We start from the raw sequence: 14,381 nt of genomic DNA on the forward strand, positions 1-14,381 counted from the left end.
TCCCTCCCCTGCGCCACGTTGAACCCGAACCACTTCATCCAGAACGCGAAGCAAATGACCGAGCGTGTGCACGCATACGGCGCCAAATTCTTCTGCCAGCTGACCGGAGGTTTCGGCCGCGTGTCGATTCCCTCCATTCTGGGCAAGACGGCCATTGCTCCATCACCCATCCCCCACCGCTGGATCGACGGAGTGGTCTGTCGCGAGATGACCGTTGACGAGATCCACTACATCGTCAGGAAGTTCGGTGAGGCCGCCCTGGTCTGCAAGAAAGCCGGGTTCGACGGTGTCGAGATCCATGCCCTCCACGAGGGCTACCTGCTCGACCAGTTCGCGATCTCCTTCTTCAATCACCGCACCGATCAGTACGGCGGATCGCTGGAGAATCGCCTCCGATTCGCGACGGAGATCGTTCAGGAGATCAAGAAGACCTGCGGCGCGGATTACCCGGTCTCCCTGCGCTTCGGCCTCAAGTCGATGATCAAGGACTGGCGCCAGGGCGGACTCCCCGGCGAGGAATTCGAGGAGAAAGGCCGCGACATCGAAGAAGGCATCGAGACGGCCAAGGCCATGGAGGCTGCCGGCTACGACTGCCTCAACGCGGATGTCGGCACCTACGATTCCTGGTACTGGACCCACCCGCCGATGTACCAGGCCAAGGGCCTCTACCTGCCATACAACGAAATCCTCAAGCGGCACGTCGACATCCCCGTGATCACAGCCGGACGAATGGAAGATCCCGACCTCGCCTCGGACGCCATCCGGAACAAGCAGACCGACTTCATCGGCATGGCCCGCCCGCTCCTCGCCGACCCCGACATCCCCAACAAGATCCGTGCGGGCAAGTACAACACGGTCCGCCCGTGCCTGTCCTGCCAGGAGGCCTGCATGGGCCGTCTGCAGCACTTCACGTCGATCTCCTGCGCCGTGAATCCGGCCGCCGGTCGCGAGAAGACCTACGCCCTCGAGCCCGCGGTCACCAAGAAGAAGATCATGGTGGTCGGCGGCGGGGTCGCCGGTTGCGAAGCAGCCCGCAACCTCCACCTGCGCGGCCACGTCGTCGACGTGTTCGAGAAGTCCGATCACCTCGGCGGCAACCTCATTCCCGGCGGAGCGCCTGACTTCAAGGAAGACGACCTCGCTCTGGCCCGGTGGTACACCAACGAACTGGTGACCATGGACATCCCCGTTCACTACAACACCACCGTGACCCAGGAACAGGTTGAGGCCGGCGACTACGACTGTGTCATCATCGCCACGGGCTCCAAGCCCAAGCGCATGACCCTCGAGGGCTCCGACAGGGTCTTCACGGCGGAAGACGTCCTGCTCCTGAAAGAAGACGTCGGCGAATCTGCCGTGATCATCGGTGGAGGCCTCGTTGGTTGCGAGCTGGCCTTGTGGCTGGAGGGCCTGGGCAAGAAGGTCACTCTGGTTGAATACCAGCCGGACATCCTGCAGCTCGGTGGCCCACTCTGCACCGCGAACTCCGACATGATCCGGGACCTCATCGCGTTCAAGAACGTCGACCTGGTCGTGAACAGCATGGTGACCGGCGCCCGCGATGGCGGCTTCGTCATCAAGGACCGCGAGACCAACGAGGAGACGGTCCTGACGGCGGATTCGGCAGTTGTGGCCGTCGGCTACGTCTCGGAGCGCTCACTGTACGAGGAGCTGCGCTTCTCCGGTCCCGAATTGCACCTGATCGGAGATGCCGGCGAGGTCTCCAGCATCATGTACGCCATCTGGAATGCCTATGAGGTCACGAAGAACATCTGATCGTCATCGGTGGAGGCCCCCATCCCGCGTGAGCGTGGGTGCGGGGCCTTCACCGTGATTTGTGCGGTGACGAGCGCGTCATCTGTGCCTGTTCGCTGATCGCCATCGTGTTCACGCCTCCGGAATCACGAAGCGGTTCTCGTCGATGCGGCGGGTGTCGGGTTCGGGGCCGCGGCGGATGCCGAGGTCGAGCCCGTCGATCGCCGCGAGTTCGGCATCCGTCAGTTCGAAATCGAAGACATCGAAATTCTCGACGATGCGGGACGGCGTGATCGACTTCGGGATGGCACTGCGCCCCTGCTGGACGTGCCAGCGGATCATGACCTGCGCCGCCGACTTGCCGTGCACGGCTCCGATCGCCTCGATCACCGGGTCATGCAGCGGGTTCTTCGCAGTGCCGTCGCCCCAGCCCGGGTAGAAGTTGATGCCGCCGATCGGAGACCAGGCCTGGGTCAGGATGCCGCGGGCAGCATCCGCCGCCTGGGTCTCCTTCTGCACGAAGTACGGGTGCAGTTCGATCTGGTTGACGGCAGGAACGATGGTGCGCGCCTCGAGGAGCGCATCGAGGTGTTCCGGCTTGAAATTGCTCACGCCGATCGCCCGCACCTTGCCCTCGGCGAGGAGGGTCTCAAGCGCGCGGTAGGCCTCGAGAGTCTTGTCGAAGCTCAGCGGGACCGGCTGGTGCAGGATCAAGAGGTCGAGGTAGTCGAGGCCGAGCTTGCCGGTCGCGACGTCGAAGGCGTGCAGGGTCTCCTCGTAGCCGTACTGGCTGATCCAGACCTTGGTCTCGACGAAGACCTCGGCGCGATCGACACCCGAGTTGCGCAGTCCTTCGCCGACCTGCCGCTCGTTCATGTAGGCGGCAGCCGTGTCGATGTGGCGATACCCGGTACGCAGCGCGGTCTCGACGGCGGCCGCGGTGTCCTCCGCGGAACTCTGGAAGACCCCGAGACCTACCGCGGGGATATCGACGCCATTGTTGAGGGTGAACGAAGTAGTCATGCTTCGAGGCTACGTGCGGTCCCGTCAACGAGGGAGGGTGGCTCAGTACCTCCCTGTGCCACCCCGGCCCGCTGCCCGGCGAGGCCTGCTCACCACCGTTGCCGGGCACGCGGTTGGAGAGAATCGTCAGAGGACCTTCGCGCCCATGGCGATGTCGAAGCCTGCGCCATGGGCGGCCAGGCCCACCAGGAGGATGCCGGCCCATTCAAGGGCGTGGGCCATCTCAAGCGCTCCTGCGTCGAGGGGCCGCATGCCCAGGCTCTCCACAAACGCGGCGACCTCTGCCTTCGCCCCGGCGCTGTCGCCGGCGAAGAACACATCGACGGCCTTGTCCTCAGCAATGACGCCGCCGAAGATCGTGTTGAATGCCTTCACGACATGTGCGCCCTCGGGGGCGGCCGCTGCCATCTGCTGCGACACAGAGTTACCCGGGGTCGTCACGACTCCACTGGCGTCAGCGTTGAACGGGTTGGTGATGTCGACGAGGATCTTGCCGGCCAGCGCATCGCCGTAGTGCGCGACCACGTCAACGGCGCCGGCGTAGAGGACGGCCACGATGACGATGTCCCCCGTCGGCCGTGCGCCGAACGCGCCGACGGTGGCACCGTTGCCGATCTGTTCGGCGAGAGCCTGCGCCTTGGCGGCGTTGCGGCTCATGAACTCGATGGTGTGGCCGTGCTTCGCCGCCCGTGTGCCGATGGCGGTCGCCATGTTGCCCGAGCCGATGATGCTGATGGTGGTCATGAGGTGTCTTCCAATCGCCGCGTCGATGTATGTACACCGATCTGAGTACCTAACCTAACGGGCTGATGCGCGGCGAGTCAAGCTATGCACACCGATCGGTACCAACGGGCTACGCTAGGGACTATGACGGAGTTGGAGAAGGGACCGCGCGGCCTGCGGAGCGGCAGGGGCGCTCGAGAGCGCCTTCTCAGCGCGTCCCAGCAACTGTTTCCCGATCAAGGCATCAACTGCACCGGCGTTGACCAACTCTGTGCGGTGGCCGGGGTCTCCAAGCGGACGCTGTACCAGCACTTCGACGGCAAGGACGAGCTCATCGCCGAGTATCTGCGCCGTTTCGATCCCGACATCCTGCCCGAAGTCTTCGACCGCTCCGACCTGACGCCGCGCGAGCGACTCCTCGCCATCTTCGACATCCACTCCCCCCTGTGCCCGTTCATCGGAGCTGCCGTCGAAATCGAGGACCCGGGCCATCCAGCACGCGTCTTCGCCCGCACCTATAAAGAGGGCTTCGCCGCCCGGCTCGCTGATACCGCCCGCGAGGGCGGCGCCACCAACCCCGAACAGCTCGGCGAGCAACTGGCACTGCTCCTGGACGGTGCCTCGGCTCGCAGCCGAGTCCTCAACACCGACACGTTTGCCACCGCGGCCGCCATCGCCGTCGTCCTCATCGACGACGCCCTCCCCAAGGCGTCGGCCTAAGCATCGATCCTCGTCGACGCACGACAGTCCGAGCTTTGGTGTGACCGGCGGCAACGCTCCGCAGGACACGGGAATGGAGACTCGCGTGTCCTGGCAGTGAAACCGCCGGCCGGGCGCGGTGATCAGGCATTGCTCAGGGCCCTCAAGCAGAATGGCCGCAGAGCCCCTGACGGTTCCCGGACGATGGCCAAGTACCCGGTACGCGACAAGACTTGCCAGTGGAGTCATCATGTTGCCATGGGTCGTTCTGTCCCTCTCCGGAGTTCTCGAGGCCGTCTGGGCAACCGCCCTGGGCAAGTCGGCGGGATTCACAAAGCTCGTCCCGACCCTCGTGTTCGGTGCGGGGATCATCGCAAGCATGGCAGGACTCGCTTTCGCACTGAGAGAGATCCCGATCGGGACCGGCTATGCCGTCTGGGTCGGGATCGGTGCGACACTGACCGTCGTCTACGCGATGGTCACCGGCACCGAATCGCTCAGCATCCTCAAGATCGTGCTCCTCCTGGGACTGATCGGCTGCGTGATCGGACTGAAGCTCGTGAGCGACGCCGGTCACTAACATTCAAAACAGATACCCCGGCCGTTCGCTTTCACCGGCGAATGTCCGTGCCCGACGGCTGGAACCACCGCCTCGAAGCGCATTGGGCTCACCGCTTCGTGCCACGGGTCGAGCGCGGCATCGTTGACGATCGATCAGGTGTAGCCGCGGGTGCCGAATTGGAGTTTGTCGCCGGGATGGATGGTGGACATCCCGACCTTGCCGCCGACGAGGGTCTCGACCTGCTCGGGGTAGACGCCGAAGCGAGTGGCGATGGGTGTTCAGTCCCTGAGGTGTTCGGGCATTTGTGGGCATTGTTTGTAGATGCCTCGATCGGGGGGCCCCTGGTCGATGTGTGCATAGGGCTGCCAGGTCACGGTTGCGGGGCCTTGGCCGGTGTAGTTGGCCATGAAGGATTCCAGGGTCGGTGGCGGATCAACCCGGATGTGGGCGGTTTCCAGGCACGGCATGAGGACCGTTGTTTGGTACTGGTAGAGGTAGGTGACCTGCGACTCGTTCAGCGGAACGGAGTTCTTCGGGTCGCTGGGAAACCGGGTATTGCAGACGTAGTCCGCGATCGCATGACGCTCCTCATCGCCGAGCGCCACGTAGGTTTCGATGCCGCCCTCAGGGCTCGCGACCGCAGGGACTCCTGCGGCGGTCAAGCAGGCGGCGATCACCGACGGGATTTCCTCCAGACTCAGGAACCTCTCCCGCGTCGCCGTCGGCACGGCCACGTCCGGATAGCTGGCGACGAATCCGTCGCGCAAGGCAGTTTGCGCCTGATCGGCCAGCTCCTGCCGGGCGGCCTCGGTCATCACGGGCGGGATGGGCGCCGGGATGGGCGTGGCCGACGGTGGAGCGACCGGCGCGGCGGCGCATCCGCTCAGCACGAGGAGCACGAGCGCAATGCCGAGGACCTTCCAGGACACCCGTGCCGCGCGCGGAGCCGGGACCTTCAGTGTTGGGCGCACCCGATGGATGCTGCCGTCAGGGAGAGACGCGGAAGGTGCCGAGAACGGTGGTGCCGTCGCTTCCGAAGAGCGGACACGGTCGAACAGCAACCCGGACGCGCGGCGATCCGCACTATTCGACCCGCGCGAAAAAACCAGATCGGACTCCCCCGCAGTCTTCATGACCACCCCCATGACTATTGAACGCCATCCGCGGGCATTCACGGCAAATTGCCCCTGATCGGGTCAGAAAATTTCAACGCGCCTTGTGCCGATCACGTGTCAGCATGGTCGCGTTCCCGCAGCCTGCGTCACGGTGTTCGGCGACTCACTCACGGCAACACCTCAAAGATGCCGCGCGCGCCCTTCTCGGCGTCCGACATGACGTGGCTCACGAACGGATAGTGCCCAGCCTCGGAGAAGGACAGCTCCACGAATCCGCCCTGCGCGGCGGCCAGATCGAGCACTTGCGAGCCACCCGTCCCGGTGCTGCCGCCGTCCTTGAGCGGGTAGTCGCCCTCCTTATAGACGGTATGGAACTGGCCGCCGACGATGTGGAAGGCGCTGCCCACGTTCGGGCCGGCATCCAGCACCCAGACCCGCACGGTCTCGCCGACACGGGCCGGAAGCGGACGGGCGGCGTACTGGTTGGAGTAGCCGTTGAAGACCATCAGGTCCGGGGTCTGCGCCTTGACCTTGACGGCGTCGACCTCGCCGCCCTGCGCGCCGAGGTAGAGCTCGGACTGCACCAGAAGGTACTCGCGGTCCACGTCGGCCAGGCCGGGCGGGTCGATGATCACGGCACCGAACATGCCGTTCGCGATGTGCACCGACATGGGCATTGTGGAGCAGTGATAGAGCCAGATGCCCGACCGGGTGGCGGTGAACGTGTAGACCAGGCTCTCACCGGGCTGGATGGTGCGCATCACGGCGTCGGGGGCGACGGCGCCTGCGTGGAAGTCGATGGAGTGCCCGACCGTGCCCTTGTTCACCAGGGTGATTTCGAACACGTCGCCCACCCTGCCGCGCAGTGTGGGGCCGGGCGCGGTGCCGTTGAAGGTCCAGAGCAACTGGGTGACACCGGGGGCCACCTCGGTTTCCACATTGCGCACGACCAAGGTACGGCGATGCACCGTGGCGTCTGGAGCGGGCGGCAGCACGGCATCGTGCGCCTCGAAATTCGCGTCGGGTACGGCCGAGGGGTCGATGTCGGCGGCCGCAGAGGTTCCGGTCGCGGCCGCGTCCTGGCCGGTGTGACTGCCGTCCGCGGACATGCCCGCCATGCCGCCCATCGAGGTGCTGTCGCCGGTGGCGGATGCGCCCGCGTCGCCCACCGCGACGATGCTGATCTCCATGCCCAGCAGCCGGTGTCCGGCGATCGAGCACCAGCCGTCCACGCTCGCGCCGATCACGCCAACGGCCACGGTCGTGGTGGTGCCCGGGTCAAGTGACCCCGACACAAGGCCGGACTCCAGCACCAGGTTGTGCGCCATGTCGTCGCTATTGGTGAGGGTGATCCTAAGTGCGTCGCCGAGCGGCACCTCGATGCGGTCGGGCACAAAGCGGGTGTGCACCATGTCCACGGCGACCGTGGTGGTGTGACCGGTCGCGGCAGCGGTTCCAGAGGAGCCCGCGGCCTGGGTCGACACCGCCGACAGTTCCACCGAGGCCGGGTCGACAACGATGCCCACGGTCACCGTGAGGAGCAGCACGCTCGCGGCCGCGAGCATCCGCCCGGTGCTGCGCGGTCGCGGGCCCGCCACCGGCCGTTCGCCCGGCGCCACGCGCACGAGCGGCAGGGCGCGCACCCGCCGGTTCGCGCGAAGGGCCCGGGTGAACAGCACCAGGAAGCTGGCCAGGGTCGCCACGATCAGCATCGACAACGCCACGGTGAGGGTGCTGGAGACCGGCAGCAGCGACAGGAGGAGGGCGCCGTTGACGACCACGACCCGGAACAAGCCGCCGCGATCGAGCTCGGCGGCGGTGGCTTTCAGGGCGGCCGGGCCGCCACCGAGCACGACGGGCACGAGGTGACTGAGGGCGCCGAGCAGGATCTGGGCGGCGAAGCCGATTGCGAAGTACGGCACCAGGGTTTCCACGCCGGCGGCCGCGACCGTCCAGCTGGGGGCGATCGCCACCCGCAGGCCGAACCCGAGGGTGCAGAGCGCGAACCAGATCTGCGCGGAGCCCAGGCTCCAGGCTGCGAAGGTCACGGCGGGCGCCCGGCGCAGGTGACCGACACCCTCCCAGAGCATGCGGCCGAGGGCCACCAGGTAGACCAGAACACCGAGTGCAACGACGAGGCGCAGGTCGGCAAGGCAGCCCAGCCCGACGAGAACCAGGCCACCCACCAGCACCGACAAGGTGCTGCCGGCCGCCACTGTGGCACCCGCGATTCGGGTGTGCAAGACGGTCGGCCAGAGCAGCGCGACGGTGCCGATCACGGTGAGGCCGACCCAGCCGAGCAGGTTGAACGCGAGGTGACCGATGAACAGGCGTTCGTAGTCTTCGCCTCCCCCGTCGAGCCGGGCCATCAGGATGCCCAGAGTCACGCCGGCGGCGAGCATCACCGCGCTCGCCACGTAGTAGCGCACCAGCGGGGCGAACCGGCCCGGCATCGCACCACGGGTCTGACCCACGATGACGGCGGCGTGGGCCAACGCGTTCAGGCCCACCAGGATGCCGCCGACCAGCACGAGCGGATACCCGCCGATGACAATGCCCGTCATCACCGCGATGGCGCCGACGGTGTGCGCACTCAACCGTAGCCCGAGCGAGAGACGATGGCCGAGGGCCTTGCGGCGCAGCAGCGTGTCGGCGAAGTGCTGGCTCCAGATCAGGATGGCCGTGCTCACCGCGCCGAGGAGCAGCAGGTGCACGAGCAGCCAGCCCGACGAGGGCAGTTGGCGGTGCACCACGGTGAGGATCACCGCGGCAGCCAGCCACGCGGGCACCAGGCTGCCCGAGACGATGTGCCAGAGCTTGTCTTTCACAGCAGCGACCTCCCCAGGGGCGGTGCTGACGGGGCCGCAGTGCTGCGCGGTGTTGTCCGCACGGGCAGCACAGTGGTTCCGCGCAGAACCGAGACTGCCGCAATCGCCACGAACAGCAGCACCGCGACGATGTTGAACACTCCGCCCCACTGCACCAGCACGGGCCGGCCATAGGTGTCGCCGAGGAGTACCCGCACCAGAAGCGACACATGCAGCAGCGACGCCGGCAGGTACATGACCGGCCGATACGGCAATGGCCGGCGCAGCACGGCCGGCAGGATGGTGGGAGCATGCGCCATGATCATCGACATGACGAAGCCCAGGAACACGGCGTGCATCATGGCGTCGTAACCGGGGCCGGAGTAGACCGGACCCCGCAGCAACCAGATGCCGCCCACGACGGCGAGCCAGCCATACCCGGCCAGCAGGCACCAGGCCATGTAGCGGGGCGACCCGACCGAGCGCACCATGCGGGTGGCGATGTCGTGCCGGAACAGCCAGGCCACCAGCGCCAGCATCCCGGCACCGAGCAGGGGGTAGCCGGCGATCGGCCAGACCAGGGCGACGACCGAGCCGAAGCTGAGCGCGAGGCTGATGCCGAGCATCCACTGTTCGGCGCGCCGGTTGACGGTGGGCGAGATGCGGGACAGTTCGAGGCGTTCGCCGGCGATCGTGAGCACCAGGAAGAGAATGAGCAACGGTGCGAGCTGCGGGATGCCGATTCCGCGCAGCCAGAAGATCGTGGCCATGAGCCCGGCCAGGGCGCCGAGCACCTGTACGGCGGTGGAGACCGAGCCCTGCTTGCGCCAGATCTCGCTGTAGATTGCCAGCAACATGGTGGTGCCGGCGACCAAGGCGGCCTGGCCCACGACCACCGGCAGCGGTGAGATGAGCGCGATGCCGCCGGCACCGAGCAGGCCGGGCGAGAGATAGGCCCACGTGCGGCGGACGGCCACGGCCCGCTCGAGCACCACGACGGTGCCGACGAAGCCGAACACCATCAGCGGGCCGTGCACCTCCGTTAGTCGGGTGCTGTCGACGGGCGCCCAGAGGCCGAGCAGGAGCAGCGCGCCGTTGAGTCCGGCGAGCAGGGCGATGCCCCCGAGGAGCAGGAAGACCAGCCGGGCGGTGACAGGAGGCCGCTCCATCGGGCCGGTGCCCCGCGTAGCGCTGCCGGTTCGGCGAAGAGGGCTCGGCGTAGTCATCGGCGTGGGTCAGGTCAGGATAGCGTCGGGGTCAGATGGCGCGCGTGGGCGCTTCGGCCGATGCTTCATGGTCGGCAGGTTCGGCACGGCGACGGTCCGATGACAGGATGATCGGTTCGACGGTCACGGCTTCTCCTTCGGGCGGGTCGAATGACCCCAGAGTGCCATTATAGAGGACGAACATCCTTTTAATAGGATCGTGCCATAAGAGCGCTGGCTGCTACACGCGGCCGGCGAACGACACGGCGAAACCGATGACGCGGTCGCACACGGAGATCCCGCTAATCTGCGGTCCAGGACGTGTGCTCGTGCGTGATCCAGACGTGTTCAGGATGCAGCGAGCGAATCAGTCGCTGGCCTTCGGTCTCGGGGTTGTCCAGCTCGCCGAACCACACCGCGGTGTCTCCGGCGATGATTGTCGGACGCTCGCCGGTATCGACGACAACGATCTGTGAGCCGCGGGTGTGGCCCGGCGCCGGGAGGAGTCGAATCCCGGGAAGCAGGTCGAATTCTCCATCGACGGGTACATAGTGCACGCCGGGCGGGTCCACCCATTCTCGGATGGTGTAGTCGTCTTCGGTGCGGGCATCGTCAAGTTCCTGGCGCTGGACGTAGATGGGCGTGCCGGGGAAGAGGTGGTTGCCGCCACAGTGGTCGAAGTGAAGGTGTGTGTTGATGACGATGTCGACGCTCTCGAGGTCGAATGCCTGCGCCTTGAGAGAGTGGGGGCGAGGGTCGAGATCGGCCGCTGCGGGGTGGATCTCTGTGAAACCGGTGTCGACGAGCACCCTCGCATCGGGATGTTCGATGAGGTGCACGTAGACGGGCATTGGGTACCCCTCTGCGGTCAAGTCACCGACATGAATGGGCGTGATTGTGATGGGGGCGTTCATGACGCGTCTCCTTCGCGAGTAGCGGATGTTGTCGTTCGTTCAGCCCAGATTCCGACGTTCACAGCACCCAACCTAGAAGCTCTACGGTCCAGCGTGAAGGGCCATTTATTGACCAGTTGAGTGGACCATTCGCCAAGGTGAGCGTGTGTCTGTGGACTGGGGGCGCGGAGGCCTCGACCTTCGCGACTCCCCCAGTTTGGGGCGGTGACCTCGGGTCGACACCTCTTGAGGGGAATGTCACTCAATGGGTCGATAGATTGGTGGGAGTTCTAGGGGGGACTGTGGTTGATCGTTCGAGCGTCTGTCCTCGCGAACGCGACCTGTTCCGGAGCACTACCTCGAGTCTGCCTATTCCGGTGAGGCGCTGATGCGCGCGCGGATTCATACCGGACTGGTGTGGGCGATGGTCCTGGTCCTGGCCGCCAGCGTGGTCGGGCTGGCTGTGCATTGGGGCGGATGGGGCCCGGCAGGTGACGTCTGGTTCGAGCCGGTCCTTGTCGTCTCGGTAGGGCTGACGGACCTGTTACCCGTCGCAGTGTGCTGGATGGCTGTCGGAAGGGTCGGACTTCGGCGCCCGGAGGTTCTGCTCGCCGCGACCGCGATGACCGCCTACGTTGCTGGTGACTGTTACAGAGCCTGGGTAGAGGCCACGACCGGCTCGATTCCGTTCCCGTCGGTTGGCGACGTCCTGTATTCGCTGTTCTACCTGCTGATGCTGGCCGCTCTGATCGTTGCGGTGCGCCGCCACGTGCGGACGCTGGCATCGTCGGTCTGGCTGGACTGCGTGGTGGGGTCGCTCGGCGCAGCCGCGGTGCTGGCGATTCCGCTGAGCCCGGTGCTGGACTCGGCCCTGACCAGTTCATCGTGGTTGGCCACCGTGACGGCGATCTCCTTCCCACTCTTCGATCTGCTGCTCGTGGCCGCTATCGGCGGGATCGGCGCCTTGGGGGGCAGGCGGCTGGGAAGACGGTGGGTGTTGCTGTTCGTGGGCCTGCTGGTCTTTGCCGCGGCGGACGTGCTCTACGCGCTGCAGGTGAACGCCAACACCTATGTGCGCGGTACGCCGCTAGCCGCGGCCTGGGCGATCGGACTTGCCCTGTTGGCATTGTGGGTCGACGGTATGGAGCGAACTCATCCGGCCGCGGTACCCGAGACGAGCCCAGCGACCGGCAGGGCGGCACTGATGGTGCCGGTGGTGGCCACCGCCGCAGGGCTAGGGGTGCTCTTGGTGAGCAGCCGGGTGCCCTTGTCAACGTTTTCAGTCGCTCTTGCGGGGGCGACGTTGGTCGCGGCGACAGCTCGCACCCAGGTCGCCTTCCGTCAGGTCGCGTGGATGGCGCATCTGCGCCGCGTTGCCTCTGCAACGGACGACTTAACAGGCCTCCCGAACCGGCGGGCCCTCCACGTAGAGGGGCACGCGCGCTTGGTGGACCCGGAGCGTCGCCGCCAGTCGCTGCTGATGCTCGACCTGGATAAGTTCAAAGAGGTCAACGACAGCCTGGGCCACCACGCCGGAGACCAGCTGCTGGTCCAGGTCGGCGCCCGCCTGCGTGAGCACCTGCGGCCTGGGGACCTGCTGGCGCGTCTGGGCGGCGACGAGTTCGCGGTCCTGCTCGAGGATGCCGGCCACGCCGAGGCCATTGACGTGACCGTCAAGTTGCGCGCCGCGCTGGCCGAGCCATTCGCTCTGGAGGACATCACACTGCACACCAGTGTCAGCGTCGGTATCGCGCTCTTCCCGGACCACGGTCTGGACCTGAGCTCCTTGTTACGCACGGCCGATATCGCCATGTACAAGGCCAAAACATCGGGCCGTGGCCAGCACGTCTACAACACCGCCGACGACACCGACGCCACCACCCGGCTGAAGACGGTCGAGGAACTGCGAACCGCACTGACCACCGACCAGCTCGTGGTGCATTACCAGCCCAAGATCGACCTGGACACCGGCGAGGTCCACAACGTGGAGGCGCTGGTGCGCTGGGATCACCCCACCCGAGGCCTGCTCTACCCCGACGCGTTCCTGGCCTTGGTCGAAGAATCAGGATTGATGCGGACCCTGACCCGGGTCGTCCTTCAGGTCGCCCTGGACCAGGCGGCGGTGTGGCACGCCGAAGGCCGACCCCTCACGGTCGCAGTCAACCTCTCGGGCAGCACGCTGATCGACACCAGCCTGCCCGACGAGGTCGCAGCGATGCTGACGGTCCGTAACCTCCCGCCGGGTGCCCTCCAGCTGGAGATCACCGAGGAGTTCCTGATGGCCGACCGCGACCGGGCCCGGAGCATCCTGACCCGGCTGCGGAGCAGCGGTATCCAGATCTCCATCGACGACTTCGGCACCGGGTACAGCTCACTCTCCTACCTGCGCGATCTGCCCCTCGACGAGCTCAAGCTGGACCGCTCGTTCGTCTTCCCGATGGTCGACGACGCCCGGGCTGCAGCACTGGTCGCCTCCACGATTGGCCTGGCCCACAGCCTCGGCCTGCGGCTGGTTGCCGAAGGCGTCGAGACCAAGGCCGCTTACACCGAGCTCGTCCGCCTCGGCTGCGATCAAGCCCAGGGCTACTACATGTCCCGGCCCGTCCCCGCCGCCGAGCTCGACCTGTGGCTCAGCGCCCGAGACATCGCCGACGAGTTCACTGAGATGACTGGCCTGCTGCCTTCTCTCGACTGACCCAGTGCCATCGAGACCGACATCCCGCCAATCGTTCCCGCCGTCCGGCGAATCGAGAGCGCACGAATAGTCTCGACACTCGTGCCTCGGTTTGCGTGCGACCTCGGGTGGAACGCGGCACCGTTGGCCTTCGGTCACGTGTAGCCGCGGGTGCCGAATTGGAGTTTGTCTCCGGGGTGGATCGCGGACATCCCGACCTTGCCGCCGCCGAGGGTCTCGACTTGCTCGGGATAGACGCCGAAGCGAGTGGCGATCGTGCTCGCAGAGTCCCCGCTGACGACGGTGTAGGTGATCTTGCCCGAGCTGTCGATCGTCGTGGTACCTTCGGCGCCGTCAAACGGTCCTTGGTCTCGCGGCGTCGGATACTTCGACAGGTGCGAGGTCGCCGTCGGCGAGGGCGTGGCCGGCGGTGCAGGGATCGGCGCGGCGGCGCATCCGCTCAGCACGAGGAGCGCGAGCGCAATGCCGAGGACCTTCCAGGAGATCCGTGCCGGGCGCGGAGCCGGGACCTTCAGCGGTGTGTGCACCAGATGGATGCCCGTGTCAGAGAACGAGGCGGACGGTGCCGAGAACGGTGGTGCCGTCGCTTCCGAAGAGCGGAAACGGTCGAACCGCAGCCCGAATGCGCGGCCATGCGCTCTCTGCGACCGGTACGAAAGCACCAGGTCGGACTCCCCCGTAGTCTTCATGACCACCCCCATGACTAGTCAATGCCATCCGCGGGAAATTTACGACAAATTGCCCCTGATCGAGTCAGAAAATTTCACCGCGCCATATTCCGATCACGTGTCAGCATGTGCGCATACTGAATGTGAGCAGCTACCAGGTGTGAAGTCTCGTTCTCAATCTGACAGTTCTGTCTCATGACCTTGCTGACAGTTCTGTCTCGGGACCTGCCTGACAC

At 66.1% G+C, this 14,381-nt stretch carries 11 protein-coding genes and 1 riboswitch; of the genes, 4 read left to right on the plus strand and 7 right to left on the minus strand.

Translation table 11 applies throughout. The features are described 5' to 3' along the window. Positions 1 to 1,776 (plus strand): FAD-dependent oxidoreductase (locus QN357_RS12775; RefSeq protein ID WP_323504965.1); only part of this gene is annotated, 1,776 nt, incomplete at its 5' end. Between the two features lie 111 nt (positions 1,777 to 1,887). Here QN357_RS12775 and QN357_RS12780 read toward each other — a convergent pair. Together QN357_RS12780 and QN357_RS12785 are read right to left on the minus strand one after the other, a co-directional pair. Further along, positions 1,888 to 2,778, minus strand: coding sequence for an aldo/keto reductase (locus QN357_RS12780; RefSeq protein ID WP_134450204.1), 891 nt, complete (start codon positions 2,776 to 2,778; stop codon positions 1,888 to 1,890). A 126-nt stretch (positions 2,779 to 2,904) separates the two neighbouring features. After that, positions 2,905 to 3,522: an NADPH-dependent F420 reductase gene (locus tag QN357_RS12785; protein WP_134450203.1), complete on the minus strand. Its 618-nt coding sequence runs from the start codon at positions 3,520 to 3,522 to the stop codon at positions 2,905 to 2,907. A 123-nt stretch (positions 3,523 to 3,645) separates the two neighbouring features. Here QN357_RS12785 and QN357_RS12790 point away from each other — a divergent pair, with 123 nt between their 5' ends. Both QN357_RS12790 and QN357_RS12795 read left to right on the plus strand, forming a co-directional pair. Beyond that, positions 3,646 to 4,221, plus strand: coding sequence for a TetR/AcrR family transcriptional regulator (locus QN357_RS12790; protein WP_322140743.1), 576 nt, complete (start codon positions 3,646 to 3,648; stop codon positions 4,219 to 4,221). Positions 4,222 to 4,378: 157 nt separating this feature from the next. Further along, positions 4,379 to 4,441: riboswitch (guanidine-III (ykkC-III) riboswitch) on the plus strand. Positions 4,442 to 4,453: 12 nt separating this feature from the next. Further along, on the plus strand, positions 4,454 to 4,780 hold the full coding sequence (locus QN357_RS12795) for a multidrug efflux SMR transporter (RefSeq protein ID WP_322137331.1): 327 nt from the start codon (positions 4,454 to 4,456) through the stop codon (positions 4,778 to 4,780). Positions 4,781 to 5,040: 260 nt separating this feature from the next. Here the strand turns inward: QN357_RS12795 and QN357_RS12800 are convergent, their stop codons facing one another. The 4 genes from QN357_RS12800 to QN357_RS12815 all read right to left on the minus strand — a co-directional run bounded on the left by QN357_RS12800 (position 5,041) and on the right by QN357_RS12815 (position 10,803). Continuing rightward, positions 5,041 to 5,895 carry a hypothetical protein gene (locus tag QN357_RS12800; RefSeq protein WP_322140742.1) on the minus strand — a complete coding sequence of 285 codons (855 nt, stop codon included), beginning with the start codon at positions 5,893 to 5,895 and terminating at the stop codon, positions 5,041 to 5,043. A 149-nt stretch (positions 5,896 to 6,044) separates the two neighbouring features. Next, positions 6,045 to 8,705 (minus strand): multicopper oxidase domain-containing protein, encoded by a 2,661-nt coding sequence (locus QN357_RS12805; protein WP_322136100.1) that lies wholly within the window; start codon positions 8,703 to 8,705, stop codon positions 6,045 to 6,047. Continuing rightward, positions 8,702 to 9,853 carry a hypothetical protein gene (locus QN357_RS12810; protein ID WP_322136101.1) on the minus strand — a complete coding sequence of 384 codons (1,152 nt, stop codon included), beginning with the start codon at positions 9,851 to 9,853 and terminating at the stop codon, positions 8,702 to 8,704. Before QN357_RS12810 ends, QN357_RS12805 begins: the two co-directional genes overlap by 4 nt. A 338-nt stretch (positions 9,854 to 10,191) precedes the next feature. After that, positions 10,192 to 10,803 carry an MBL fold metallo-hydrolase gene (locus QN357_RS12815; protein WP_134558546.1) on the minus strand — a complete coding sequence of 204 codons (612 nt, stop codon included), beginning with the start codon at positions 10,801 to 10,803 and terminating at the stop codon, positions 10,192 to 10,194. Between the two features lie 367 nt (positions 10,804 to 11,170). Here QN357_RS12815 and QN357_RS12820 point away from each other — a divergent pair, with 367 nt between their 5' ends. After that, complete coding sequence (locus QN357_RS12820; RefSeq protein ID WP_322140741.1) at positions 11,171 to 13,477, plus strand: putative bifunctional diguanylate cyclase/phosphodiesterase; 2,307 nt, start codon at positions 11,171 to 11,173, stop codon at positions 13,475 to 13,477. 134 nt (positions 13,478 to 13,611) lie between these two features. On the opposite strand, the gene QN357_RS12825 is transcribed toward QN357_RS12820, so the two are convergent. Beyond that, positions 13,612 to 14,004: a LysM domain-containing protein gene (locus QN357_RS12825; RefSeq protein WP_322136104.1), complete on the minus strand. Its 393-nt coding sequence runs from the start codon at positions 14,002 to 14,004 to the stop codon at positions 13,612 to 13,614. Between the last annotated feature and the right edge of the window lie 377 nt (positions 14,005 to 14,381).

The organism is Cryobacterium sp. RTC2.1, assembly GCF_035018685.1.
In the GTDB taxonomy this organism is placed as follows: domain Bacteria; phylum Actinomycetota; class Actinomycetes; order Actinomycetales; family Microbacteriaceae; genus Cryobacterium; species Cryobacterium glucosi.

Excerpts from the sequence above, each read along its gene's own strand:
- QN357_RS12780 (WP_134450204.1), bottom strand. The coding sequence starts at position 2,778 with ATGACTACTTCGTTCACCCTCAACAATGGCGTCGATATCCCCGCGGTA.
- QN357_RS12785 (WP_134450203.1), bottom strand. The coding sequence starts at position 3,522 with ATGACCACCATCAGCATCATCGGCTCGGGCAACATGGCGACCGCCATC.
- QN357_RS12815 (WP_134558546.1), bottom strand. The coding sequence starts at position 10,803 with ATGAACGCCCCCATCACAATCACGCCCATTCATGTCGGTGACTTGACC.
- QN357_RS12790 (WP_322140743.1), top strand. The coding sequence starts at position 3,646 with ATGACGGAGTTGGAGAAGGGACCGCGCGGCCTGCGGAGCGGCAGGGGC.
- QN357_RS12820 (WP_322140741.1), top strand. The coding sequence starts at position 11,171 with ATGCGCGCGCGGATTCATACCGGACTGGTGTGGGCGATGGTCCTGGTC.
- QN357_RS12810 (WP_322136101.1), bottom strand. The coding sequence starts at position 9,853 with ATGGAGCGGCCTCCTGTCACCGCCCGGCTGGTCTTCCTGCTCCTCGGG.
- QN357_RS12800 (WP_322140742.1), bottom strand. The coding sequence starts at position 5,895 with ATGAAGACTGCGGGGGAGTCCGATCTGGTTTTTTCGCGCGGGTCGAAT.